This is a genomic window from Streptomyces sp. DSM 110735, from assembly GCF_016482685.1.
Taxonomy (GTDB): domain Bacteria; phylum Actinomycetota; class Actinomycetes; order Streptomycetales; family Streptomycetaceae; genus Streptomyces.
The window spans coordinates 1-25,607 of the sequence record NZ_JACYHF010000033.1 but is presented as its reverse complement, the minus strand read 5'-3'; the positions used below and the strand labels follow the sequence as shown (position 1 = coordinate 25,607).

20 protein-coding genes are annotated in these 25,607 nt (G+C 73.8%); 6 read left to right on the top strand and 14 right to left on the bottom strand.

Annotated features, from left to right (window positions below; all coding sequences use genetic code 11):
• Nucleotides 1-12 precede the first annotated feature (12 nt).
• Complete coding sequence (eccB, locus tag IF655_RS29940; protein ID WP_199588303.1) at nt 13-1,536, bottom strand: type VII secretion protein EccB; 1,524 nt, start codon at nt 1,534-1,536, stop codon at nt 13-15.
• Nucleotides 1,537-1,733: 197 nt separating this feature from the next.
• Between eccB and eccE the strand changes: the two genes are divergently transcribed.
• The 3 genes from eccE to IF655_RS29925 all read left to right on the top strand — a co-directional run bounded on the left by eccE (nt 1,734) and on the right by IF655_RS29925 (nt 7,150).
• A complete protein-coding gene (eccE, locus tag IF655_RS29935) occupies nt 1,734-3,071 on the top strand; it encodes a type VII secretion protein EccE (protein ID WP_242488998.1) in 1,338 nt (445 codons plus the stop codon).
• Entirely contained in the window at nt 3,068-3,847 is a 780-nt protein-coding gene (locus IF655_RS29930) for a hypothetical protein (protein WP_199588301.1), read from the top strand. Before eccE ends, IF655_RS29930 begins: the two co-directional genes overlap by 4 nt.
• A 354-nt stretch (nt 3,848-4,201) precedes the next feature.
• Nucleotides 4,202-7,150, top strand: coding sequence for an SCO5717 family growth-regulating ATPase (locus IF655_RS29925; RefSeq protein ID WP_199588300.1), 2,949 nt, complete (start codon nt 4,202-4,204; stop codon nt 7,148-7,150).
• Nucleotides 7,151-7,216: 66 nt separating this feature from the next.
• On the opposite strand, the gene IF655_RS29920 is transcribed toward IF655_RS29925, so the two are convergent.
• The 9 genes from IF655_RS29920 to rimP form a co-directional block, all read right to left on the bottom strand.
• The gene (locus IF655_RS29920) at nt 7,217-8,164 is read right to left on the bottom strand and encodes a bifunctional riboflavin kinase/FAD synthetase (RefSeq protein WP_199588299.1); all 948 of its coding nucleotides are present in this window, start codon (nt 8,162-8,164) and stop codon (nt 7,217-7,219) included.
• 217 nt (nt 8,165-8,381) lie between these two features.
• Nucleotides 8,382-11,759 (bottom strand): trypsin-like peptidase domain-containing protein, encoded by a 3,378-nt coding sequence (locus tag IF655_RS29915; protein WP_199588298.1) that lies wholly within the window; start codon nt 11,757-11,759, stop codon nt 8,382-8,384.
• 268 nt (nt 11,760-12,027) lie between these two features.
• A complete protein-coding gene (gene truB / locus IF655_RS29910) occupies nt 12,028-12,933 on the bottom strand; it encodes a tRNA pseudouridine(55) synthase TruB (protein WP_199588297.1) in 906 nt (301 codons plus the stop codon).
• Nucleotides 12,930-13,382: a 30S ribosome-binding factor RbfA gene (gene rbfA, locus IF655_RS29905; RefSeq protein WP_018544853.1), complete on the bottom strand. Its 453-nt coding sequence runs from the start codon at nt 13,380-13,382 to the stop codon at nt 12,930-12,932. The genes truB and rbfA overlap by 4 nt, the downstream gene beginning before the upstream one ends.
• Before the next feature lie 40 nt (nt 13,383-13,422).
• A complete protein-coding gene (locus IF655_RS29900) occupies nt 13,423-13,716 on the bottom strand; it encodes a DUF503 domain-containing protein (protein ID WP_026248395.1) in 294 nt (97 codons plus the stop codon).
• Nucleotides 13,717-14,059: 343 nt separating this feature from the next.
• The gene (gene infB / locus IF655_RS31710; RefSeq protein WP_199588296.1) at nt 14,060-17,137 is read right to left on the bottom strand and encodes a translation initiation factor IF-2; all 3,078 of its coding nucleotides are present in this window, start codon (nt 17,135-17,137) and stop codon (nt 14,060-14,062) included.
• Between the two features lie 143 nt (nt 17,138-17,280).
• Nucleotides 17,281-17,577: a YlxR family protein gene (locus IF655_RS29890; RefSeq protein ID WP_199588295.1), complete on the bottom strand. Its 297-nt coding sequence runs from the start codon at nt 17,575-17,577 to the stop codon at nt 17,281-17,283.
• 113 nt (nt 17,578-17,690) lie between these two features.
• On the bottom strand, nt 17,691-18,677 hold the full coding sequence (nusA, locus tag IF655_RS29885) for a transcription termination factor NusA (protein WP_199588294.1): 987 nt from the start codon (nt 18,675-18,677) through the stop codon (nt 17,691-17,693).
• Nucleotides 18,678-18,679: 2 nt separating this feature from the next.
• Complete coding sequence (gene rimP / locus IF655_RS29880) at nt 18,680-19,189, bottom strand: ribosome maturation factor RimP (RefSeq protein WP_199588293.1); 510 nt, start codon at nt 19,187-19,189, stop codon at nt 18,680-18,682.
• A 251-nt stretch (nt 19,190-19,440) separates the two neighbouring features.
• On the opposite strand from rimP, the gene IF655_RS29875 reads away from it, so the two are divergent.
• From IF655_RS29875 to IF655_RS29865, 3 genes are all read left to right on the top strand, one after another.
• Nucleotides 19,441-20,010: a hypothetical protein gene (locus IF655_RS29875; RefSeq protein WP_199588292.1), complete on the top strand. Its 570-nt coding sequence runs from the start codon at nt 19,441-19,443 to the stop codon at nt 20,008-20,010.
• Entirely contained in the window at nt 20,007-20,513 is a 507-nt protein-coding gene (locus IF655_RS29870) for a ferritin-like domain-containing protein (protein ID WP_199588291.1), read from the top strand. Before IF655_RS29875 ends, IF655_RS29870 begins: the two co-directional genes overlap by 4 nt.
• A gap of 65 nt (nt 20,514-20,578) precedes the next feature.
• A complete protein-coding gene (locus tag IF655_RS29865) occupies nt 20,579-21,496 on the top strand; it encodes an aminoglycoside phosphotransferase family protein (RefSeq protein ID WP_199588290.1) in 918 nt (305 codons plus the stop codon).
• Nucleotides 21,497-21,570: 74 nt separating this feature from the next.
• Here the strand turns inward: IF655_RS29865 and IF655_RS29860 are convergent, their stop codons facing one another.
• The 4 genes from IF655_RS29860 to IF655_RS29845 all read right to left on the bottom strand — a co-directional run.
• Complete coding sequence (locus IF655_RS29860; RefSeq protein ID WP_199588289.1) at nt 21,571-23,274, bottom strand: proline--tRNA ligase; 1,704 nt, start codon at nt 23,272-23,274, stop codon at nt 21,571-21,573.
• 76 nt (nt 23,275-23,350) lie between these two features.
• Nucleotides 23,351-23,881 carry a GNAT family N-acetyltransferase gene (locus IF655_RS29855; RefSeq protein WP_199588288.1) on the bottom strand — a complete coding sequence of 177 codons (531 nt, stop codon included), beginning with the start codon at nt 23,879-23,881 and terminating at the stop codon, nt 23,351-23,353.
• A gap of 80 nt (nt 23,882-23,961) precedes the next feature.
• The gene (locus tag IF655_RS29850) at nt 23,962-24,810 is read right to left on the bottom strand and encodes a GNAT family N-acetyltransferase (protein WP_199588287.1); all 849 of its coding nucleotides are present in this window, start codon (nt 24,808-24,810) and stop codon (nt 23,962-23,964) included.
• 362 nt (nt 24,811-25,172) lie between these two features.
• Nucleotides 25,173-25,607, bottom strand: a 435-nt coding sequence (locus IF655_RS29845; protein ID WP_199588286.1) for a flavodoxin-dependent (E)-4-hydroxy-3-methylbut-2-enyl-diphosphate synthase, incomplete at its 5' end; no start/stop codon positions are given.

Sequence of the window (25,607 nt, the reverse complement as noted above, 5' to 3'; positions counted from 1 at the left end):
TCGGTCCGCCCCTCACGAGCCCTGCGGCTGGCGCGCGCCCGCCGTCGAGAGCCGGGGTCCCGTCGGCAGGAACTCGGACCAGGCGGCGGGCACGGGCGCGGGCTTCACGGCGGCGTACCCGAGGTGGGTCTGCGCCAGCTTGGCCTCCTGCTGGAGCTGCTTGCGCTGCCCGGCGGAGACACCGATCCCGGCGTCGTCGCCCGCGCTGTCGTCGTTGGACTGCAGGGCGTAGCGCAGACCGGTGTCGGTGACCAGGAAGACCGGTCCGACGGAGGTCTCGCGCCCCTGGTACTGGCGGTAGAGCTGGCCGGAGCCCGCGGTGACGTAGGCGCTGGAGGAGCCGGTGGCGAGGACGGCGGGGAAGTCGCTGCCCGCCCAGGTGCTCAGCGTGGTCTCGCCGCCGCCGGAGACGTGCCGCAGCACGTTGCAGACGGTGTTGCGGCTGCCGGAGGCGGTGGACGCCTCGTTGACCGCCTTGGGTTCGTGGACGGGCCACTTGTACTCGGTGGCGAAGGGGCTGCCCTCCTCCACCGCGCCGGGGCTGACCTCCTGCGGGTGACCCACCTGACCGAGCTTGACGAGGTCCTCGCTGCCGAGCAGGAGGGAGGCGACGAAGTCGGAGACGGGGGCGACGCGGCCGGGCAGCACCACGTAGTACCGCTCCTCGCCGTTGACGGGCGCCCTGAGCACCATGCCGACGCGGTCGGCGTGGGCGTCGAGCTGCCCGCCCGCGTGGGCCGGTGCGGCGGGGGTGCCCTCGATCTTCGGGAAGCGGATCGGGGAGCCCTGGTGCAGGGTCTCGATCCACTCCTTGGTGACGCGCTCGGGTACGCGGTCCGGGCCGACCAGGGTGCGCAGCAGCAGGGCGTCGGAGGCGTCCACGCGGTACGCCCAGCCGTGCGCGTCGACCACGTAGCGGGTCTTGTCGGGGGTGACGACGTAGAGGAGCTGGCCGCCGGTCAGTTGCTGGGAGCCCTCGGTGCGGTGCTGGTCGCGCGGGGCGAGGACGAAGGCGGCCTTCTGGATGGAGTCGCCGCTGCCGCTGGGGCGTTCGCACACCACCCAGCGCTTGGCGCCGCCCGCCTCCTTGCCGGAGGGCAGCCGGTCCGGGGCGTAGGGGATGCCGATGGTGACGCCGTGCGGGATCTTGCCGTTGTCGAGGATCGACTCGTCCACGGTGACCACGTCGACATCGCTCTGGGTGTTGAGCACGAGCTTGGCGGACGCCATGTTGAGCACCGGGTGGAGCTGGGTCTTGCCCTTGGTCTTGAGCACCACGTACCGGGTCGTGGACTTGCTGGCGATGATCACCTTCTGGCCGGGGGCGTCCCAGCCCTGCGGCGCGGTCGGCTTGAACATGCCCCAGGCGCCGAACGCCGCGACCACGACCGCCGCGGCGATCGCGCCGGGCAGCACCGCGCGCAGCGGGCTCGGCGCCCCCTCGTCGGAGGCGTCCGGCGCCGACCGGACGAAGGACGCGAGCATACGGCGCTTCGCGAAGGTGTAGGCGTTGAGTTGGTCCCGCCGAGATGCCATCTGTGCCCGTTTCTCCCCGTGTCTCACGTGGAGCGCGCCCGGGGACCGCTCTCCCCCGCCCTCCGTTGTCGGACCCGGCCCCTACTATGCCTGGTACGGGTCGGGTCCTGCGGAGCGGGTAGGGTACCTGGGCCCTCAAGGGCCTTGTGCGGGCGCCTGGTTCCAGCGAGTTGTGAGCAAAGCGGGGGGATGGAGTGATGGCTTCGGGAACGCGGACACGGCCGCGCGGCCGGTCGGCGGCGCGGTCCGGCGGGTCCGGGTCCGCACCGGCGCCCGGGTCGGCGTCCGGCGGGTCCGGCGCGTCGTCGCAGTCCGTCTCGTTCGGTCTGGGGCACCGGCCGGGCCGCGCGGGGTCGTTTCGTTTGCAACGACTTGTGCTGGTGGAGATCGCCGCGGCGATCCTGCTGGTCGGCTGGGTGATCGCCCCGCTGGCCATGGCGCCCGCGGGCGTGGTCGCGCTGGTGCTGATCGCCCTGGCGTTCGTCCGGCGGCGCGGTCGCTCGCTGCCCGAATGGCTCGCCACCGCGCGGGAGTTGAAGGCGCGCAGACGGCACGCCGCGAACACGCCGATCCCGCCCGGCACGGAACCCGCGCTGGTGCCCGCGCTCGAGTGCGAGCCCGCGCTGCGGACCTACTCGTACGGGGGACGGGACCGCCGCCCGGTCGGCATGGCCGGGGACGGCACGTTCCTGACCGCCGTGCTCCAGGTGGAGGCGGACGCCACGGCGCTGCGGGCCGAGCGGAACCGGCAGCCGCTGCCGCTCTCCCTGGTGCGCGACGCCCTGGAGGTGGACGACATCCGGCTGGAGTCCGCCCAGGTGGTGCTGCACACCCAGCCCGCGCCCGCGCTGCATCTGCCCCAGCAGTCGGTCGCCGTCGCCAACTACCTTCCGCTGCAGGAGCAGACGGGCGCCCCGGCGGTGCGCATCACCTGGGTCGCGCTGAAGCTCGATCCCGAGCTGTGCGCGGAGGCGGTGGCGGCGCGCGGGGGCGGTCTGACCGGCGCGCAGAAGTGCGTGGCGCGGGTGGCCGACCATCTCGCGAGCAGGCTGGCGGGCGCCGGGCTGCGGGCCACGATCCTGGACGAGGAGGAGCTGATCACCGCGCTGGCCACCTCGGCCTGCGCCAACCCGCTGGTCACGGCGGAGGCGGGGCGCGGTGAACGGCGCGAGCGGCGTACGGAGGAGTCGGGGCGGAGCTGGCGCTGCGACAACCGGCGGCACACCACGTACTGGATCAGGCGCTGGCCCCCACTGGGCGGCGCGCGGGGCGAGTCGCTGCCGCAGTTCATCGCCCTGGTGACGTCGACCCCTGCCCTGGCGACGACGTTCAGCCTCACGCTGGCGCGCGGTGAGCGGCAGGACGTGTCGTTGTCCGGGCATCTGCGGGTGACCGGTCGCAGTGACGACGAACTGGTGGCAGCGCGCCGCTCGTTGGAGGGCGCCGCCCGGCACGCCGGTGCCGGTCTGGCCCGCCTCGACCGCGAGCAACTGCCGGGAATGCTGGCCACTCTGCCCCTCGGAGGCGCCCGATGACGATCACGCGGACGACCGCTGCCGCGCCGGACGCCGACGACGCCGGCGGCAGGGGCTTGCGCCGGGCCGGTGAGCGGCTGCTCCAGGGTCTCGGTCTGATCGGTCCCCGGCACGCCTGGCACACCCTGCCCGGCGACCAACTCGACGCGCTCGCGCTGCCCATCGGGGACGACGGCGTGGTGGCGGGCGTGGACGCCGAGGGGCGCCCGGCGGTGCTGGGCATCAACCGGCCCACGCCGTACGACGTGGTGCTGATCGGCGGTCTGTGGACGGCGCAGGTGCTGGCGCTGCGCACGGCGGCGACGGGTGCGCGGGTGGCGGTGGAGACCGGTCGGCCGCAGTCCTGGATGCAGATGGTGCACGCCATGGGCGGCGGGCAGAACGGTCTCGCGGTGTACGAGGTCGGGCGGGTGCCCCCGCAGGGCGCCTCGGCGGGTACGCCCGTCCTGGTGGTGCGGGACTGCGGGATGCGGCCGCCGCGCGGGCGCGTGGTGGCGGGACCCTGGCAGTCGGTGGTGACGCTGCTGCCGTATCTGAGCCCGGTGGCGCCCCGGTTGCTGCGGCAGGCGCGGCTCACCGGTATACAGCGGGTCTCGCCGGACGAGGCGGCGGAGCTGGGGCGCACGATGGGGCTGTCCCGCACCGAGGTGGAGTCACTGCCGGGGCTGCCCGACGGTGTCACCCTCTGGTGTACCGATCGCGACCGGCAGTACGTGCTCACCCAGCCGACCGACGCCGAGATCGGATTGTTGGGCAACCCGCGCCGCATGGACTGAACGACCTTTCTTGTCTGCTTTGTTCGCCTTTCGTGCGACGAAGGATGACCGGAGTTTTGTCGCGTGCCCGGTTGTTTGCCCCTTTATTTCCCGGGTGGTTGAGTCCGGACGCGTGGCGGTCGTGACGGCCGCGCGGGACGGTGGGCGCGATTCGGAGGGTGGGCGGGCCTGCCTGCGCGGGGCCTGTGGTGATTAGGCTGGGAGCGGGCGCGATGCCGGACCCGCGGGCGGGGCGTCGTCCCGGGGGAGGACCGGTCGACGGGCCTGCCCGGCACGACTACGGACGACTTGAACGACACGACTTGGTCGGACCCCGCACGCGTTCGAGGGAGCCCGACCACTTCAGGAGGAACTGTGAGCAGCGATCGGGACGGTATGCGCGGGGGCTGGGCCACACCCGACGACGACCAGCCCGACGCGGAGTCGGCCGTCGAGAACACGGGCGAGTTCACCATCGACTACGCCCCGCCCGCCTGGTACACGCAGAACGCGTCCTCCGGCGGGTCCGGGGGTACGGGCGCCGCCTCCTCAGGGGGGTCCGACGGCGCCGGTGTGCCGACGGGTCCGGGTCCGGTGCCGCCGCCGTTCGTCCCGTCCGCCCCGCCGGTGGCCGGTCCTACGCCGCCTGGTGCCGGTCCTACGCCGCCGGTGCCGCCCGCGCCGGGTACTCCGGGTGCGCCCTTCGCGCCGCCCGCTCCCGCCTCCGGGCCCGGCGCCCCGTACGCACCGCCCGCTCCCCCGCCCGCTCCCCCGGCCGGAACTCCCGTGCCGGTGCCGGGACTTCCGGTCGGGTTCGAACCGCAGCAGGGCCGGCACCAGCCGGAGCAGGTTCCTTCGGCGCCCGAGCCGGACAACGGGGACCTGGAGAGCGGGGCGACGATGCGGTTCTCGGCCGCCGCCCTGAAGCGGGAGATCGAGGAGCACACGGCGCCGGAGAAGCAGCCGGAGCAGGGCGCGGAGGCGTCCGCGGAGGAGGCTCCGGCGGGCGACGCTGCCGACGCCGAGGGCGCTGACGACGCCGCCGGTGAAGCCGCATCCGAGGAGACCCCGGCCGCGACGACGGACGCCGAGACGGACACGGACACCGCCCCGGAGGGCCAGGACACCCCGGCCACGGACGGCACGGACAGCGACGACACGGACGGCGACGACACCCCCGAAGGCGCCGCCCCCGACACGGACGCCGACGAAGCCGGGGACGCCGAAGCCGACCCCGCCGCCCAGTCCGCCCCGGACGCCGAGCCGCAGCAGCCCGCCGCCGACGACGAGCCCCTGCCCGCCCCGGCCGAGGGCGCCACTCCCCCCGCCTGGACCCCGCCCGCCCCGCAGCAGGGCGTGCCCCCGTTGCCGCCGTCGTACCAGCCCGCCGCGCCCGCCCCGGCGGCGCAGTGGCCCGCGCAGGGCACCCCGCCGCACGGTGTTCCCCCGCAGGGCATCCCGCAGCAGCCCGGTCCGATGCCGCCCGCGCCGCAGCAGCCCCCGGCGGCGCAGGACACCGGCGCGCCCGGCGCCCCCGGTCAGCCGCCGTTCCAGCCGCAGGCGCCGCAGCCCGCGCCCGCGGGCTGGAACCAGCCCGGCGCCCCGCTGCCCCCGGCCACCCCGCCCCACCCGGGCGCCCCGGTCCCGGCAAGCGAGCAGCAGCCCAACCCCCAGGCGCAGCCCACCGGTTACGCCTTCCCGCCCCAGCCCGGCCCGGCGCCCGCGCCCAACTCCCCCGGCGGCTACGCGTTTCCCCCGGCGAGCCCGCTCAACCAGGCGCCCCCCGCCTCCGGTTACGCCTTCCCGCCGCACCCCGGTCCGCAGTCCGCGCCCCAGCAGCCCGGCGCCAACGCCCCTGCGCAGCCGTCGGGTTACGCCTTCCCGCCGACCGGACAGCCCCAGCCGCAGGCACAGCCCCAGCCCCAGCCCCAGGACCCGCAGGCACAGCCCCCGCAGGCTCCGCCCGTCGACCCGCGCACCGGCACCGCCTGGCCGCAGGCCGTCCAGCACGACCAGCGGCAGCCCACCAACCCCGGTGCCGCGCCGCTGGGTTACACGGCGGCCGTGGAGCTGTCCTCGGACCGGCTGCTCAACAACAAGCGGCAGAAGGCGCGCAGTGGGCGCCCCGCCGCCGCCGCGTCCCGGTTCAAGCTGGGCGGCAAGAAGGAGGAGGCGGAGCGGCAGCGCAAGCTGGAGCTGATCCGCACCCCGGTGCTGTCCTGCTACCGGATCGCGGTGATCAGCCTCAAGGGCGGTGTCGGCAAGACGACGACCACCACCGCGCTCGGCTCCACGCTCGCCTCCGAGCGCCAGGACAAGATCCTCGCGATCGACGCCAACCCGGACGCGGGCACGCTCGGCCGCCGGGTGCGCCGCGAGACCGGGGCGACCATCCGCGACCTGGTGCAGGCGATCCCGCACCTCAACTCGTACATGGACATCCGGCGGTTCACCTCCCAGGCCGCCTCCGGTCTGGAGATCATCGCCAACGACGTGGACCCGGCCGTGTCGACCACGTTCAACGACGAGGACTACCGCCGCGCGATAGACGTGCTCGGCAAGCAGTACCCGGTCATCCTCACCGACTCGGGCACCGGTCTGCTCTACAGCGCGATGCGCGGGGTCCTCGACCTCGCCGACCAGCTCATCATCATCTCGACCCCGTCCGTGGACGGCGCGAGCAGCGCGAGCACCACGCTGGACTGGCTGTCCGCGCACGGGTACGCCGACCTCGTCGCCCGCTCGATCACGGTGATCTCCGGGGTCCGCGAGACCGGCAAGATGATCAAGGTCGACGACATCGTGTCCCACTTCGAGACCCGGTGCCGGGGCGTGGTCGTGGTGCCCTTCGACGAGCATCTGTCGGCCGGTGCCGAGGTGGACCTGGACATGATGCGGCCGAAGGTGCGCGAGGCGTACTTCAACCTCGCGGCGATGGTCGCCGAGGACTTCGTACGGCACCAGCAGGCGCACGGGCTGTGGACGCGGGACGGCAACCCGCCGCCGGTGGCCGCCCCGCCGCTGCCGGGCCAGTACCCGCACATCCCGGGCCAGCCGACCGGTCAGCCCTATCCGGGTCAGCCGTATCCGGGCCAGCCCTATCCGCCGCAGCAGGGGCAGCCGCCGTACCCGCAGCAGCCGGGTCAGCAGCCCTATCCCCCGCAGCCGGGGCAGCCCCACCCGGGGCAGCCGTACATCCCGCCGCAGGGCCAGCCGCCGTACCCGCCGCAGGCGGCACCGGGCCAGCAGCCACCGCAGCAGCAGCCGCAGCAACCGCTGTACGGCTACCCGCAGCCGGGACAGCAGCAGCCCCCGCAGCAGTAGGCACGGGCACGGAAAAGGGCGGCCGGAGTACCGGCCGCCCTTTCGTGTTCCGTGTGTCCCGGAGGGTTACGCGTCCGCCGCCACGATCTCCCGGCACCGCTCCACGTCCCGCCCCATCTGCTCCAGCAGGGCTTCCAGGGAGTCGAACTTGGCCTGGCCGCGCACGTACGCCAGGAAGTCCACGGCGACGTGCAGCCCGTACAGGTCGAGGCCGACGCGGTCGATGGCGTACGCCTCCACCGTGCGCTCGGTGCCGTCGAACTGCGGGTTGGTGCCGACCGAGATCGCGGCCGGCATCGCCTCGCCCTGGCAGTGCAGATACCCGGCGTAGACGCCGTCGGCCGGGATGGCGGTGTGCGGCAGGGTCTCGACGTTGGCGGTGGGGAAGCCCAGCTCGCGCCCGCGCTGCGCGCCGCGCACGACCACGCCCTCCACCCGGTGCGGGCGCCCCAGGATCTCGCGGGCACCGGCGAGGTCGCCCTCGGCGATCAGGCGCCGGGTCAGCGTGGAGGAGAACGGCGCGCCGCCGCCCGCCTCGCCGGTGAGGTGCAGGTCGACGACCTCCACGTCGTAGTCGTAGACCTTGCCCTGCTCGGCGAGGAAGTCCACGGTGCCGGCCGCGCGGTGCCCGAAGCGGAAGTTCGGTCCCTCCACGACCGCCTTGGCGTGCAGCTTGTCCACCAGGACCTTGACCACGAAGTCGGCCGGGGAGAGCTGCGAGAACTCGGGGGTGAACGGCAGCACCAGGACCGCGTCCACGCCCAGCTCCGCCATCAGCTCGGCCCGGCGGTGGTGCGGGGCGAGCAGCGGCGGGTGGCTGCCCGGGCGGACGACCTCGCTGGGGTGCGGGTCGAAGGTGACCACGACGGCCGGGACGCCCAGCTTCCGGGCCCGGTCCACGGCGTGCTCGATGATCAACTGGTGGCCGCGGTGGACGCCGTCGTAGGACCCGATGGTGACGACGCTGCGCCCCCAGTCCTGGGGGATGTCCTCCAAGCCACGCCAGCGCTGCACTGTGACCGCTCCTCGAACCCGTGTCCGTGTCGACCGTGGACCGCTCGCGCGGATCCCGGTCTCCATCATTGACCTCTTGTGCAGGTCTAAGGGTGCCATGCCGCCCGCCCGCGCCCCGCATCGGCCGGGGGCTGTGAGCGGACGCACGTACGAGACCACGAGGTAGCGGTGCCCGGGACCGCGAGGATCGGTGCCCGCACACGACACGGCGCGGCGTTCACACCGGTACGCGCGTCCCCGCCACGCTCTCGATCGCCCGGCGCGCGCCGGGACCCGGAATTCCCGCCCAGTCGCCCGGCGCCTCGGTGAGCCAGCGGGCGAGCCGGGCGGCGAGGCCGGGGACCTCTTCGGCGAGGTCCGCCAGGCAGCCGTCGAAGCGGGCGGCGCCCTCGGGGGTACGACCGCACAGCAGCCCGGTGCGGTGCAGCAGCCCGCGCGCCTCGGTCTCGGCATCGCCGCCGTCACCGCCATCGCCGCCGCCGTCGCCGCCGTCGCCCGTGTGCCGGACGGCCGCGCGGGCCGCCGCGAGCAGCACGGCCGGTTCCCGCTCGTGGGCGAGCAGCAGGTCGAGCAGCTCGCGGCGCAGTGGCCGGGCTGCCGTCCCGCCGGGCGTGGCGAGGACGGTCGCGAGGGCGGTGCGGACCGGCAAGGGACCCGTGGCGAGCAGTCCGCTCACCAGGGGCAGCAGTTCGGACCGGGCTGTCGGACCCTGACTGAGGCGGCGGGCGACGTACGCCGCCACGGAATCCGCGCTGTCGGGACCGGGCGCGACGGTCTCCCGGACCAGGGCGGCGACCCGGTGGACCAGCGCGGGATCGGTGACGTCCGCGAGCGCGCGCAACGTCCGCGCGGTGTCCGGGCCGCCCCCGCGCAGCCGGGCGCGGAAGGCGGCGAGCACCGGGTCGGGGTGGCCGGCCAGGGCGGGCAGCAGCGCGGCGGCGGGGATGCCGAGGTCGCCGTCGGCGAAGCGGCGCAGCGTCTCGGTGAGGTGCTCCTCGCGGGTGTGCGGGTCGCGGACCAGGAGGGCGAGGGCGCCGCCGTGCAGATCGCGGTCGGCGGGACGGGCGAGCAGCGCGCGGGCGGTACGGCGCAGCAGGGTGCGGTCGTCCGGGGTGCGGGCGTGCGGGGCGGCGCGCAGGGCGAGGGCGGTAGCGGCGGCGCGCCGGGCGGGGCGTTCGTCGGACGCCCAGCGGTCCGCGGCGCGGCAGGCGGCGGCGGGTTCGTCCTCGGCGAGGACGGCGAGGAGTTCGTCGGCCCGCCGGTGACCGCTGTCGGCCAGCGCCTCGGTCAGCTCGTCCAGGGCGCCGCGGCGGTGCGTGTGCAGCAGCGCCTGTGCGGCGGTGGCCACGGTGGCGTGCGGGGTGGCGGGCAGCGGGCGTTCGTCCTCGAACCACGGGGTGAGATGGGGCTGTACGGCGACCGGGTCGGCGGCGAGCAGTCGTGCCACCCCGTCGAGATACCGCTCGCCCGCCTCCTCCGTGTCCCCGTCCGCGAGGACCAGCTCCCGCAGCAGCGCGAACCGCTCGGCGGCGGGCAGCGGCAGCGCGGTCCAGAAGGCGGGCGCGAGATCGGCGGGCACCGGGCGCCGCCCGTGCCGCCAGGCGACGACCCGCCCGGCGAGATGCCGCAGCACCTCGCGGTACGGCGCCGCGTCGGGCACGTCGAGCAGGGTCCGCGAGAGCAGCCGCGCCGCCCACCAGGAGGTCGGGTCCGCGTCCAGGGCGTCGGCCAGCTCCCGCAGCCGGAAGGCGAGCAGCCGGGTCCCGCGCCTGCGCCCGAGCAGCAGCAGCGCCTGGACGACGGGTCCGGCGCGGTGGTGCGGTACGGCGACGGGGGCGGACTCGCGCGGGCGGTGCACCAGCACGTCGAGCGCCGCCTCCAGGTCGAGGTGGCTGCCCTGGAGCCAGTCGGACAGCTCGCCGTGCGCGAAGCGGTAGCCGGTGCCGGTGGGCACCAGGAGCCCTTCGACCAGGACGGCGGAGGACCAGCCGGAGCCGCCGCCGAGCCGGGCGGGCGCGGACCCGGGCGGGAACAGCGCCTCGAACGTCCTCCGGTCCAGCGCGCCCGTCCCGCTCCCCAGCGCGCGCCGCGCGGCTTCGTGCACCTGCCCGGCGACCCGGGTCGCGAGCCGCCGTACGGCCGTGCCGCCGGGTCCGTCCCCGGCGGTGAGGCGGACGGCGACGCGCAGGCACATCAGGTCGAGGTGGGCGGCGAACACCTCGTGCCGGTCCACGGGTCCGTGGGCAGGGGCGCCGGGCAGCGCGGCACGCACCTCGGCGAGCAGACGCAGGGCGAGCGGATGCCGGGCGTCGCGCCCGTCGAGAGCACCCTCCGGGACACCGTGCCGGGCACGCGCGAGACGCGCCTCTCCGGGGGTGAACCCGGCGAGCCGCACCCGCGAAGGCACCGCGCGCTCCGGGACGCCCCGCTCCCAGTGCTCCGCGTACTCCTCCCAGAACTCCTCCCGGCAGCCGATCACCAGCCGCGCCCCGCTCTCGCGCAGCCAGGACAGCGTGTTCCGGGTCCACTCGGGCAGCCGCCGGACCAGTGCGGCAGGCATCTCCTCGGGGTCGTCCAGCAGGAGCAGCAGCGCACGTCCGGCTCCGGCGGCGATACGGGCCACCCGGCCGGGATCGAGGTCGCCGGGCTCCCCCGCACAGACGGCCACGCCCGCGCGCCGGAGCGCCCGGTGCGCCGCGTCGGCCAGGGAGTCGTCACCGCCGCGCAGATCGGCGCCGCGCACCCACAGGGCGGGCGCGGGCGCTTCGCCCCGGTGACGGCGTACGGCGAGGGCGGCGAGCTGGGTCGTACGACCGCTGCCGGGGGCGCCGGTGAGCGCGAGCACCGGGTGGGGACCTTCGGTGAAGTCCGCCAACTCCCTTGTCACGGCTACCCGTTCGACCGGTGCCACGTCCTCGGCGAGCGGCGGGCCGTCGACGGTCAGGACGGCGCCGGTGAGTTCGAGGACGGCGGCGGGGTTGAGGTCGGCGCCGTAGGCGGGGACGGTGACCGCGTTGCGGGCGAGGAGGGCGGCGAGGGCGCGGTCGGCGGCGGCAGAGCGCACCGGCAGGGCGAAGCCCCGGTCGGCGCGCTCGGAGCGCAGGGCGGTGCCGAGGACGCCGAGGACCGCGCCGGTGCGGGCGTCGAGGACGGGACCGCCGGTCGCGCCGCCGCCGGGGCGCAGGGCGTCGCGACCCGCCGTGCCGATCGCCAGTTCCAGGGCGTCGGTGAGGCGGCGTCGGCCGTCGCGGGCGGCGTAGGTGACCGGGGTGGTGGTGAGCACCCGTGCCTCGCGCCAGCAGCCCGCGGCGATCCGGACGTAGGTGCCCGCGTCGGTCCGTTCCCGCACGGTCAGCGGCAGCGGACGTACGCCGTCCAGACCCTCGGTGCGCACGAGCGCGAGACCCAGCGCGGGCAGCGGGACGACGGCGTCGGCACCGGCGGTGGCGGTGCGGCCGTCGGGGGCGCTCAGGACGAGCCGGGTGAGGCCGTCGACGGCTTCGTGACTGGTGAGGAGGGTGCCGTGGTGGTCGGCGAGGAAACCGACGCCACGGGGGCGTCCGTCGGGGTCGTCGATCCGGACGAGGTGGTCCATCGCCGTGCCTCCCGCCCGTGTGCCCGCGCCCTTTCCCTCGACGGTAGGGGCGCGATGATCACTGGAGAAGGCCGCAGGGCGAAAGCGCCCCCTTAAGCTCCCCCGATTCACTCCGAGCGCCTGCCCGGACGGGTGAATGAAGGGGTCCGACTGGACAGACCCTAGGGGTGGGGGAACCCAGGGGGGACCGTGGAGCGGCGGGTGTGGCACGTACCCCGTGGCCGCCGCTCCACGGGCACACACCCGGGAGTTCTCCAGCGGTCCTCGGTCAGCCGAAGACGGCGAGGCTCTTCGCCTTGCCCTTGTGCGCCTCGACCAGGGCGAGGAAGGTGCCCTCGGGGTCGAACACGGCGACGGGACCGGCGCCCGCGTACTCGTCGGGCATCTCCAGGCGCACGCCGTTGAGCAGGAGCCGGGCGCGCTTGGCGTCCACCTTCCAGCTCGGGAAGGCGGCCGTGGCGGCATCGGCGACCGGCATCACGGACAGCTCGCTCTGGAGCTGGTCGAGCGTCTTGGCGGAGTCGAGCTTGTACGGTCCGACGCGCGTACGGCGCAGCGCGGTGAGGTGACCGCCGACGCCCAGGTCGGCGCCCAGGTCGCGGGCGAGGGCGCGGATGTAGGTGCCGGAGGAGCAGACCACGGAGACGACCAGGTCGAGCACCGGGGTGCCGTCCTCGGCGACCGCTTCGCGCACGTCGTGGACCGCGAAGGAGGAGACGGTCACCGGGCGCGCCGGGATCTCGAACTCCTCGCCCTCACGGGCCCGCTTGTAGGACCGTACGCCGTCGATCTTGATGGCGCTGACCTTGGACGGGACCTGCATGATCTCGCCGGTCAGCTTGGCGATGCCCGCGTCGACGGCGTCCCGGGTCACCTTCGAGGCGTCGGTGGAAGAGGTGATCTCCCCCTCGGCGTCGTCGGTGACGGTGTTCTGGCCCAGGCGGATGGTGCCCAGGTACTCCTTCTCGGTGAGGGCGAGATGCCCGAGGAGCTTGGTCGCGCGCTCCACGCCGAGGACGAGGACGCCGGTGGCCATGGGGTCGAGCGTGCCGGCGTGGCCGACGCGGCGGGTCCGGGCGATCCCGCGCATCTTGGCGACCACGTCGTGCGAGGTGAAGCCCGACGGCTTGTCCACGATGACAAGACCGTCGGGCGGGGTGGGCTTGCTGCTCATTCGGCGGTGTCGTCCGTCTCGTCGTCGGACTCCGGCTTGCGGTAGGGGTCCGCGCCACCGGCGTACGCGGCGCCCGCGGACGCCTCGCGCACCTGGGCGTCGGACTGCCGGGCCCGGTCGAGGAGGTCCTCGATGTTGCGGGCGGTGTCCGGCAGGGCGTCCGCGACGAAGGTCAGGGTCGGCGTGAACTTGATGCCGGCCGCGCGGCCGACCTCGGAGCGCAGGACGCCCTTGGCGCTCTCCAGACCGGCGGCCGCTGCCGCACGCTCCTCGTCGTCGCCGTAGACCGTGTAGAAGACGGTCGCCTCCCGCAGGTCACCCGTGACCCGGGTGTCCGTGATGGTGACGTGCGAGCCGAGGCGGGGGTCCTTGATCCCGCGCTGCAGCTTCTGCGCCACCACCTCCCGGATGAGGTCCGCCAGCCTTTTCGCCCGAGCGTTGTCGGCCACTGGTCCGTCTCCCGTTCTTTCTTCTTCTAACGTTCTGTGGTCAGTCGTCGTCGCCGTGGAACTTGCGTCGTACGGACAGCAGCTCCACTTCGGGGCGGGCGGCGACCAGGCGCTCGCACCGGTCCAGTACGTCGGTGAGGTGCGCCGCGTCGCCGGACACCGCCGCGAGGCCGATGAGGGCCCGGCGGTGGAGATCCGTGTGGTCCACCTCTGCCGCGCTCACGGCGTATTTCCGCTGGAGTTCGGCGACGATCGGGCGGACGACGGAGCGCTTCTCCTTCAGCGAGTGGACGTCGCCGAGGAGCAGGTCGAAGGACAGAGTCCCCACGTACATGTGCAGCCGGTTCACCCGCCGGTACGGGATCGGTGGCCCGGGTCCGTGTGGACGGGGGCTTCAAGAACCGTACCGCGTACCAGCCGGTGGCTCGACAGGGTTTACACCACCGTGAGCTGCGGCCCTGTCCGGGGCTCCGCCCCGAACCCCGCCAGGGGCTCTGCCCCTGGACCCCGTTTGCCCACCCACCCGCCCGACTCGGTTGGTTGAGAGTCCAACTTTTCAACCTACCGAGACGGGCGGGTTCGGGTGGGCAAGCGGGGGTCTGGGGGCGGAGCCCCAGGAACGGCGCGCTGGCCGACGGAACTCGTAAGTCCGTCGGCCAGCGGCAGCCTAACCGCGATTACACCCGCGGCTTCTCGCGCATCTCGTACGTCGCGATGACGTCGTCGACCTTGATGTCGTTGAAGTTGCCGAGGTTGATACCACCCTCGTAACCCTCGCGGATCTCGGTGACGTCGTCCTTGAAGCGACGCAGGCCCTCGATGTTGAGGTTCTCCGCGATGACCTTGCCGTCGCGGATGAGGCGCGCCTTGGTGTTGCGCTTGACCTCGCCCGAGCGGATGAGGACACCGGCGATGTTGCCCAGCTTGGACGAGCGGAAGACCTCGCGGATCTCCGCCGTACCCAGCTCGACCTCTTCGTACTCCGGCTTGAGCATGCCCTTGAGGGCCGCCTCGATCTCCTCGATCGCCTGGTAGATGACCGAGTAGTACCGGACGTCCACACCCTCGCGCTCGGCCATCTGCGCCGCGCGGCCGGCCGCGCGGACGTTGAAGCCGATGACGATGGCGTCGGAGCCCATGGCCAGGTCGATGTCCGACTCCGTGACCGCACCGACACCGCGGTGCAGGACGCGGATGTCGACCTCTTCGCCGACGTCGAGCTGGAGCAGGGAGGACTCGAGAGCCTCGACGGAACCAGAAGCGTCACCCTTGATGATCAGGTTGAGCTGCTGGACCTCGCCGGCCTTGAGCACCTTGTCCAGGTCCTCGAGCGAGACACGGCGCGTGCGCTTGGCGAAGGCCGCGTTGCGCTCGCGGGCGGCACGCTTCTCCGCGATCTGACGGGCCGTACGGTCCTCGTCCACCACGATGAAGTTGTCACCGGCACCCGGGACGTTGGTCAGGCCCAGGACCTGGACCGGCGTCGACGGGCCGGCCTCGGCCACGTTGTTGCCGTTGTCGTCGAGCATGGCGCGCACACGACCGTAGGCGTCGCCCACGACCATCGTGTCGCCGACCCGCAGCGTGCCTCGCTGGACGAGGACCGTCGCCACGGCACCGCGACCGCGGTCGAGGCGGGACTCGATCGAGATGCCCTGCGCGTCCTGGTGCGGGTTGGCACGCAGGTCGAGCGAGGCGTCGGCGGTCAGGATGACCGCTTCCAGCAGGCTGTCGATGTGCAGACCCTGCTTGGCGGAGATGTCGACGAACATGGTGTCGCCGCCGTACTCCTCGGCCACCAGACCGTACTCGGTGAGCTGGCCGCGCACCTTGGTCGGGTCGGCGCCCTCGACGTCGATCTTGTTGACCGCGACCACGATCGGCACACCGGCCGCCTTGGCGTGGTTCAGGGCCTCGACCGTCTGCGGCATGACACCGTCGTTGGCCGCCACCACGAGGATCGCGATGTCGGTCGACTTCGCACCACGGGCACGCATGGCGGTGAACGCCTCGTGACCCGGGGTGTCGATGAAGGTGATCTTGCGCTCTTCGTCGTTGACCTCGGTCGCGACCTGGTAGGCACCGATGTGCTGGGTGATGCCACCGGCCTCGCCCGCGATGACGTTCGTCTTGCGGATGGCGTCGAGCAGGCGGGTCTTACCGTGGTCGACGTGACCCATGACGGTCACGACCGGCGGACGGACGACCAGGTCTTCCTCGGTGCCCTCGTCCTCGCCGAACTCCAGGTCGAAGGACTCGAGCAGCTCGCGGTCCTCCTCCTCGGGGCTGACGATCTGAATCGTGTAGTTCATCTCGTCGGCGAGGAGCTGCAGCGTCTCGTCGGAGACGGACTGCGTGGCCGTGACCATCTCGCCGAGGTTCATCATGACCGCGACGAGCGACGCCGGGTTGGCGTTGATCTTCTCGGCGAAGTCGGTGAGCGACGCGCCGCGGGACAGGCGGATGGCCTGACCGTTGCCGCGCGGCAGCATCACGCCGCCGACGCTCGGGGCCTGCATGGCCTCGTACTCCTGGCGCCTCTGCCGCTTCGACTTGCGACCGCGACGCGCGGGACCACCGGGACGACCGAAGGCGCCCTGCGTGCCACCACGGCCGCCGGGACCGCCGGGACGGCCACCGAAGCCGGGACGGCCACCGCCGCCGCCGAAGCCGCCGCCACCACCGGGACGACCGGCGAAACCGCCGCCGCCACCGCCGGGACGACCGGCACCGCCGCCGCCCGGACCGCCGGGACGACCGGCGAAGCCGCCGCCGCCACCCGGACGACCGCCGCCGCCGGGACGACCGGCACCGGCCGGACCGCGGCCGCCGGGGCCGGGACGCGGACCGGCAGCGGGACGCTGCGGCATCATGCCGGGGTTCGGACGCGGGCCGGCGCCGGGAGCGCCGCCGGGACGCGGACCGCCCTGCGGACGGGGCATACCGGCGGGCGACGGACGGGAACCGCCCGGAGCCTGCGGACGCGGACCGCCGCCCTGGGCACCGGGGCCCTGCGGACGGGGACCGGCGCCGGGAGCGCCGCCGGGACGCGGACCGCCCTGCGGGCGCGGAGCCTGCGGACGGGCCATGCCGGTGGAGCCACCGGAGGTGAAGGGGTTGTTGCCCGGACGGGGACCGGCCGGACGGGCGCCGGGACGCGGAGCCTGGCCACCGGGGCGCGGGGCACCCTGGCCGGGACGGGACGCCTGACCCTGACCACCCTGACCGGGGGCCGGACGGCCACCGGGCTTGGGCGCGCCGGGACGGGCACCACCGGGACGCGGACCGCGCTCGGCCGGAGCCTGCGGGGTCTGGGCGGCCGGAGCCTGCGGAGCCTGGGCGGCCGGAGCGGTGAACTCCGGGGCGGCCGGGGCCGGACGCGGCGCGGGCTTGGGGCCCGGAACCGGACGCGGGCCCGGAGCGGGCGCGGACGCCGCCGGGGCCGAGGGGGCTGCCGGTGCGGCGGGCTGGGCCGCGGCCGGCTTGGGGGCGCCCGGCTTCGGAGCAGCCGGACGTGCCGCCTGCGCCGGAGAGGGCGCGGCGGGCTTGGGGGATGCCTTGCGCGGGGCGGGCTTACCGGCGGACTTGCCGTTGCCACCGCCTTGGAAGGCGTCGGTCAGCTTGCGTACCACAGGCGCTTCGATCGTCGAAGACGCCGAACGGACGAATTCACCGAGTTCTTGGAGCTTGGCCATGACGACCTTGCTCTCTACACCGAACTCCTTGGCGAGTTCGTATACCCGGACCTTAGCCACTTCGCTCCTTTGAGGTCCGGGTGAAGCCGGACCGTCGCTAGTTCATGGGCGTACTCATCGCGTACTCATCGAGTGCTCATCGCAATCTCGACCTGCTTTCGACTCGCGAGGTACCAGTCCGCGCGGGGTTCCACGCGGCACACTTACGGTGTTGCCTGCTCGGCAACTGTCGTCTGCTCGACGTATCGACGCAACGCGTTTGTGTCGAGCGGTCCCGGGGCGCGCAGTGCCCGCGTGAACGCCCGGCGGCGTACCGCCTGGTCGAGACAGACCGGGGCCGGGTGTACATATGCACCCCGGCCGGGCAGCGTACCGCGAGGATCGGGGACGCAGGCGTCCTCGATCATCACGATCCGCAGTAGATCGTTCTTGGCCGCCCGCTCCCGGCACCCCACACAGGTGCGTTCAGGGCATGCTCGGGCATGCGTCCGGCCAGACACGATTAAGTCTACCTCCCCGTACCGACCTCACCCCTTTGGGGCAAGGATCGAACAGTTTCCGCGCGCGAAAATGAGCGATCCGGGCGAATCTCCGCCCGGATCTGCTGTCGGTCCTACTCGGCAGGCTGCTCGGTGTCGGGCCGGATGTCGATCCGCCAGCCGGTGAGCCGCGCCGCGAGGCGGGCGTTCTGCCCTTCCTTGCCGATCGCCAGCGAGAGCTGGTAGTCCGGCACGGTCACCCGGGCGGAGCGCGCGGCGAGGTCCACGACCTCGACCTTGCTCACCCGGGCGGGTGACAGGGCGTTCGCCACCATCTCGGCCGGGTCGTCCGACCAGTCGACGATGTCGATCTTCTCGCCGTTCAGCTCGCCCATCACGTTGCGCACCCGGCCGCCCATCGGGCCGATGCAGGCGCCCTTGGCGTTCAGACCCGAACGGGTGGACCGGACCGCGATCTTGGTGCGGTGGCCGGCCTCGCGGGCGATGGCCGCGATCTCCACCGAGCCGTCCGCGATCTCCGGCACCTCCAGGGCGAAGAGCTTCTTCACCAGGTTGGGGTGCGTGCGCGAGAGCGTCACGGAGGGACCGCGCACACCCTTGGCCACCCGGACGACGTACGACCGCAGGCGCATGCCGTGGTTGTAGGTCTCGCCGGGGACCTGCTCCTGCACCGGCAGGATGGCCTCCAGCTTGCCGATGTCCACGAGCACGTTCTTCGGGTCGCGGCCCTGCTGGACCACGCCCGTGACGATGTCGCCCTCGCGCCCGGCGTACTCCCCGAGCGTGGCGTCGTCCTCGGCGTCGCGCAGCCGCTGGAGGATGACCTGCTTGGCGGTGGTGGCGGCGATCCGGCCGAACCCCGAGGGGGTGTCGTCGAACTCGCGGCGCTCCTGACCCTCCTCCAGGTCCTCCGGGTCCTCCTTCGCCCACACGGTCACGTGACCGGTCTGCCGGTTCAGCTCCACGCGGGCGTGGCGGCGACTTCCCTCGGTACGGTGGTACGCGATGAGGAGGGCCGACTCGATCGCCTCGACCAGCAGGTCGAAGGAGATCTCCTTCTCCCTGACCAAGCCCCGCAGGGCGCTCATGTCGATGTCCACGGCTACGCCTCCTCCTCTTCCTTCATGTCCTTCTTGTCCTTGCGGTTGAACTCGACCTGGACGCGCGCCTTGTCGATCTCCGGGAAACCGAGCCGCCGGGTGGTGGCCTTGCGGCCCTTCACACCGGGGACCTCCAGGTCCAGACCCTCGTCGTCCACGCCGAGGATGCGCGCGACCAGTTCGCCGCCCTCGGTGAGCTGGAACTTCACCAGGCGGTCCACGGCGCGCGCGTAGTGGCGCCGTTCGGTGAGGAGGCGCTCGGCGCCGGGGGTTCCGACCTCCAGGTCGTAGGCCGCGTCACCCATCGCGTCGGTCTCGTCGAGCTTCGCCGAGAGCGCACGGCTCACATCGGCGATCTGGTCCAGGTCGGCACCGGTGTCCGAGTCGACGACCACGCGCAGCACCCGCTTGCGTCCGACGGAGTCCACAGCGATCTCTTCGAGATCCAGCCCCTGGGAGGTGACGAGCGGTTCGAGCAGCTCGCGCAGCCTCTCGCTCTGGGTCGTGCTCATCCGGGTGACTCCTCGGCCGCGTGTGCTGTTGTGGGATGGGTCGCGTGTCTGGTCAAAGGGTATCCGGTCGCGACGGGTGTTGCCGTCCACCCTCGCCCCTCCCGGCCGTCCGGGGACCCGCCCCTGGGCCGTACGGAGCCCGAGCGCGGTGCCGGTGAGGGGGGCGCGCGGGGTGCGCGGGTACGGTGATCACGGGCGTCGCGCCCGCCTGTGGTCTTCCCCCCGTACCCGCTCCCCCGAGGACGTCCGCCATGTCCTACCCTCCACCGTCGCGCGCCCGTTCGGGGCCGCGCAGAAGAACCCTGCTCGCCTCCGCCGCCGGGGCCGCCGTCCTGCTCGCGGGCTGCACCTCCGGCACCGGTCCGGACGGCGGCACCTCGTCGCCGTCCGCGCGGGCGCGGAAGCGGGCAGCCGCCGACAGCACGGCCCTGCTGGCCCGCTACGACGCCGCACTGGCCGCGCACCCGGGCCTGGACGAGCGGATCGCGCCGCTGCGGGCGGCGGTGGCCGCGCACGTGGCGGCGTTCGACGGCAAGGCGGTGCCCAGCGCGTCCGCCTCCGCCTCCCCCTCCGCCACGGGCGACGAGGACGACGCCAAGCACGGCGGGAAGGCAGCCTCCGCCGGTCCGAGCGTGAGCCCCGACCCGGTGCCCGCCACCGAGAAGGACGCGCGCGCCTGGCTCGCCGCCGCCGAGCGCACGCTCGCCGACCGGCGGACCAGGGCGCTCCTGGACGTGCCCGGCGAGCTGGCCCGGCTGATGGCGTCGGTGGCGGCCGCCGGTGCCGCCCACGCGTTCGTGCTGACCGAGGGGGACAAGTGAGCGACAGCACCACCAGGAAAGCCGAACTGACCGCGCTCCAGGCCGCGTTGGCGGCCGAGCACGCGGCGGTGTACGGCTACGGCGTCGTCGGCGGCCGGGTCGGCGCGGACCGCCGCGCGGAGGCGAAGGCTGCCTGGGACGCCCACCGGGCGCGTAGGGACGCGCTCGCGCGCTCGGTGCGGGACCTGGGCGGCGAGCCGGTGGCCGCGAGCGCCGCGTACGCGCTGCCGTTCACGGTCGCGGACTCCGCCTCGGCGGTGAAGCTGGCCGCCGATCTGGAGCAGCGGGTCGCCGGGGTCTACTCGGACCTGGTGCGCTCGGCGACGGGCGAGCGGCGTGCCTCGGCGGCCGGTGCGCTGCGCGAGGCGGCGGTCCGCGCGGTGCGCTGGAGCGGGGAGAGCGTAGCCTTCCCTGGGCTCGCGGAGCGGGCCGGTGACGCGGCCGGACGGGCCGGTACGACCGGTCGCACGGCTGCGACGGGCTCGGCGTCCCCGTCGGCGTGACCCGCGCGCGGGCCCGTACGGCGGCGCCGGCAGAGCAGACCCAGGAGGAAGGGAACCACTCGCGCATGGCTTTCGAACCGCCGCGGCGCCTGGTGCGGGCGACCGGGGAGACGGCGCCGCCCGGCGACGACTGGCTCGCGGAGCTGCCCCGGACCGCCGAACGGGCCGTCGCCCGGCGGGGGCTGACCGTGGAGCGGGTCCAGGTGCCCGGCGGGCGCAGCAGTCTGGTGCTGCTGGTCCGGCGCGCGGACGGCACCCCGGCGGTGCTGAAGCTGGCGCCGGGCCGGGCCCGCCCGGAGAGCGAGCGGGCCGCGCTCGCGCACTGGGGCGGTCTGGGCGCCGTACAGCTTCTGGAGAGCAGCGCCGAGGACACCGCCGAGGGCGCGCTGCTCCTGGAGCGGCTGCACCCGGAGATGTCGGTGCGCTCGCTGCCGGAGGCCAAGGCGCTCCTGGAGGCGGCGGGCACGCTGCGACGGCTGTGGGTGCCGCCGCCCACCGGCGAGGGGGCGCACCGCTTCGAGACGGTCGCCGAGCGCACCGGACGGCAGGCGGAGGCGATGGCGGCGAGCGCCCGCACGGACACGGCGGCGGCGCCGCTGGTGGACGCGGCGCTCGCGGTACGGGACGAGCTGCTGGCCGAGCCGCCCGAGGACCGGCTGCTGCACGGCACGTTCCGGCAGAGCAAGGTGCTCGGCGCGGACCGGCTGCCGTGGCTCGCGGTGGGTCCGGACCCGGTGGTCGGCGACTGCGCCTTCGACCTCGCCCGGCTGGTCCGCGACCGGGTGGAGGACCTGATCGCCACCCCGTCGGGCGCGTCCGTCACCCGCCGCCGGATCAAGAAGCTCGCGGAGTCGCTGGAGGTGGACCAGGAGCGGCTGCGCGGCTGGACCCTCTTCCGCGCGGTGGAGTCCGGGGTACGGGCGCGCCGGGTGGGCCGGGAGCAGGACGCGGAGCTGCTGCTGGAGTTCGCGACCTGGCTGTAGAGCCGTCTGCGGACATGGACAGACGCCGGACCCGGCCGCCCCCCGAGGGCGACCGGGTCCGGGTGTACGGGGGCTCAGGCGGTGAGGCGGGCGATGGCCTCCTCGACCGTCAGCTCCTCGCGCTCGCCGGTCTTGCGGTCCTTCAGCTCCAGGACGCCCTCACCGGCGCGGCGCCCGGCGACCAGGATCTGGGGCACGCCGATCAGCTCGGCGTCGGTGAACTTCACGCCCGGGGAGACCCCGGCGCGGTCGTCCACCAGGACGCGCACGCCCGCGGCGCCCAGCTTCGCGGCGACGTCGAGGGCGACCTCGGTCTGCAGTGCCTTGCCCGCGGCGACGACGTGCACGTCGGCCGGGGCGACCTCCTTGGGCCAGACCAGGCCGTGCTCGTCGGCGGTCTGCTCGGCGAGGGCGGCGACGGCGCGGGAGACGCCGATGCCGTAGGAGCCCATGGTGACGCGGACGGGCTTGCCGTTCTGCCCGAGCACGTCGAGCTTGAGGGCGTCGGCGTACTTGCGGCCCAACTGGAAGATGTGGCCGATCTCGATGGCGCGGTCCAGCTTCAGACCGGTGCCGCAGTTGGGGCAGGGGTCGCCCTCCTGCACCACGACCACGTCCACGTACGCGTCGACCTCGAAGTCACGGCCCGCGACGACGTTCTTCGCGTGCGTGTGCTCCTTGTTGGCGCCGGTGATCCAGGAGGTGCCGGGGGCCACGCGCGGGTCGGCGATGTAGGTGACCTTCTCGCCCAGACCCTGCGGGCCGACGTAGCCGCGCACCAGGTCGGGGCGGGTGGCGAAGTCGGCCTCGGTGACCAGCTCGACGGCGGCCGGGGCGAAGTGCGCCTCGACCTTGTCCATGTCGACCTCGCGGTCGCCGGGGACGCCGACGGCGACGATCTCGCCGTCCACCTTGACCAGCAGGTTCTTCAGGGTGGCGGAGGCGGGCACGCCGAGGGAGGCGGCCAGCGTCTCGATGGTCGGGGTGTCGGGGGTGGGGATCTCCTCCAGCGCGGGCACGTCACTGGCGTCGACCTCGGCCAGACCGTAGTACACGGCCTCGGTGTTGGCGGCGAAGTCGCAGTTCGGGCAGTCGGCGAAGGTGTCCTCGCCCGCCTCGGCGGGGGCCAGGAACTCCTCGGACTTGGAGCCGCCCATGGCGCCCGCGGTGGCGGCGCAGATGCGGTAGTCGAGACCGAGGCGCTCGAAGATCCGGCGGTAGGCGTCGCGGTGCAGCGCGTAGGACTGGGCGAGACCCTCGTCCTCGGTGTCGAAGGAGTACGAGTCCTTCATGAGGAACTCGCGGCCGCGCAGGATGCCGGCGCGCGGGCGGGCCTCGTCGCGGTACTTGTTCTGGATCTGGTACAGGATGACCGGCAGGTCCTTGTAGGAGGACGCCTGGTCCTTCACCAGCAGGGTGAAGATCTCCTCGTGGGTGGGGCCGAGGAGGTAGTCGCCGCCCTTGCGGTCCTGGAGGCGGAACAGCTCGGCGCCGTACTCGTCCCAGCGGCCGGTGGCCTCGTAGGGCTCACGGGGCAGCAGGGCCGGGAGCAGGACCTCCTGGGCGCCGATGGCGTCCATCTCCTCGCGGACGATGCGCTCGACGTTGGCGAGGACCTTCTTGCCGAGGGGCAGCCAGGACCAGATGCCCGCGGCGGTACGGCGGACGTATCCCGCGCGGACGAGGAGCTTGTGGCTGAGCACCTCGGCGTCGGCCGGGTCGTCGCGCAGCGTCTTCGCCAACAACTGGGACATGCGCTGGACCGGTGCGTTCGCCATGGTTCTCGTACTCCTGCCGGAAAAATGAGGTGATGGCACAGGAGGTTAGCCGGGTGGCCGGTGCCGGTGGAAATCGTTATGGGCGCAGCAGCGGCAGCGGGGCGCCCATCACGGCGTAGGGGCGGGGCGCGCTCGGGAAGTGGACGCGGCGGGCGAGGTCGGTGTAGCCGAGGGAGTGGTACAGACCGCGGGCGGGGCTGTCGGTGTCGATCGCGGAGAGGATCGAGCGGGGCTGGACGGCGCTGTCGGTGATGGCGGTGATCAGCCTGCGGCCGATGCCCCGGTTCTGGTGCTCGGGGTGGACGTGCAGCTCGGTGATGACGAAGGCGTCGTCCAGCCAGAAGTCGGTGCCCTGCGCGCGCAGATACGGCTCGACGACCGTGGACCACCAGTGCGTACGGGAGTTGGGCATCCCGTACACGAACCCGACCAGCCGCCCGCCCGCGAGCGCGCCGAGGGCGCGGGCGCCGGGGAACTGCATGTGGCGCTGGACGATCTGGCGGCGTACGGCCACCTCGTCGGGGCCGAGCCCGAAGGCGACGGCTTGGACGGCCAGCGCCTCGTCGACACGGGCGCCGAGGTCCAGGGGGCCGATCACGAGGTCCATGCGGGGAGCGTACAGGGGCGTGTACGGCGGGTGCGGCGAGCGGGGGCGGCGCCGGAAGCCGCCCGCCCGGGACCGCCGGTTCAGAACAGCACGCTCATGAAGGCGCCGACCTCCTGGAAGCCGACGCGGCGGTACGTGCGGCGGGCGGCGGTGTTGAAGTCGTTGACGTACAGGCTGACCACGGGGGCGACGTCGGCGAGGGCGTACCGCAGGACGGCGGCCATGCCGGGGGCGGCGAGACCGCGCCCGCGGTACTCGGGGGCGACCCAGACGCCCTGGATCTGGCAGGCGCGGGGGGTGGCGGCGCCGATCTCCGCCTTGAAGACGACGTTGCCGCGCTCGTCGAGGCGGGCGAAGGAGCGGCCGGAGCCGACCAGTTCGGCGACCCGGGCCTGGTAGAGCAGTCCGCCGTCGCCCGCCATCGGGGAGACGCCGACCTCCTCGGTGAACATGGCCACGCAGGCGGGCATGATCGTGTCGACCTCGTCCTTGCGGATGCGGCGGACGTACGGGTCGGGCGCGATGTCGTCGGGCATGTGGTCGGTGACCATGAGCGGCTGGTGGGCGCGGATCTCGCGGGCGGGACCCCAGTGGGGCTCCAGCAGGCGCCACAGTTCGGCGGTGGCTCCGGCGGGTCCGACGATGGAGGAGCAGCGGCGGCCGGCCCGGCGGGCGCGGTCCGCGAAGGCGCGGACGGCTCGGGGGGTGGCGCAGATGGGCACGAGGTTCGCGCCCGCGTAGCACAGCGAGGTCAGGATGCCGTCCTCGTACCAGCCCCACATCTCGCCGCCCAGCCGCCAGGGGTCGAGACCGGCGATCTGGACGCGGGCGGTCACGAAGGCGTTCGCGACCGGCTCGCGGTCGAGAACGGCGAGCGCGGCGTCGAGGTCGCTCGGGTCGAGGACCCGGGAGGTGGTCTGGGTCAGCACGGGTCTCATCCTGAGGGGTTGGGTGGGCGCCGTCCAGTTCGTGGGGTTCCCTGCGGGGCTGGGCGGTGGTGGGTGCGGGTCGGTGGTGGGCTGGTCGCGCCGTTCCCCGCGCCCCTTTTTTGCGGCTGAGCCCCGTCGGAATGGTGCGCTGGGCTGGTCGCGCCATCCAGCTTGCGGGGGCGGGTGCGTTCGCGGGTGCGGGTCGTCTGTGGCTTGTCGCGCAGTTCCCCGTGCCCCTTGGGTGGGCTGGCGTCGCGATTCGGGTGCGGGTCCGTGGGGGCTGGTCGCGCCGTTCCCCGCGCCCCTGGGGCAGGGGGTGGCCTGCGGCCTTGCCCCCTGGCCCCATCAGTTTGCGAGGCTTGTCAGCCCGCTACCGCCACCGACGGCTCGCCGGAGGCGACGCCGTCCGCTTCCATCTGTTCGGCCAGCTTCATGGCTTCTTCGATGAGGGTTTCTACGATCTTGGATTCCGGGACGGTCTTGATGACCTCGCCCTTGACGAAGATCTGGCCCTTGCCGTTGCCGGAGGCGACACCGAGGTCGGCCTCGCGGGCCTCACCGGGACCGTTCACGACGCAGCCCATGACGGCGACGCGGAGGGGGACCTCCATGCCGGTCAGGCCAGCGGTGACCTCCTCGGCCAGCTTGTACACGTCCACCTGGGCGCGACCGCAGGACGGGCAGGAGACGATCTCCAGACCCCGCTGCTTGAGGTTCAGCGACTCCAGGATCTGGAGACCGACCTTGACCTCCTCGGCGGGCGGCGCGGACAGGGAGACGCGGATCGTGTCGCCGAT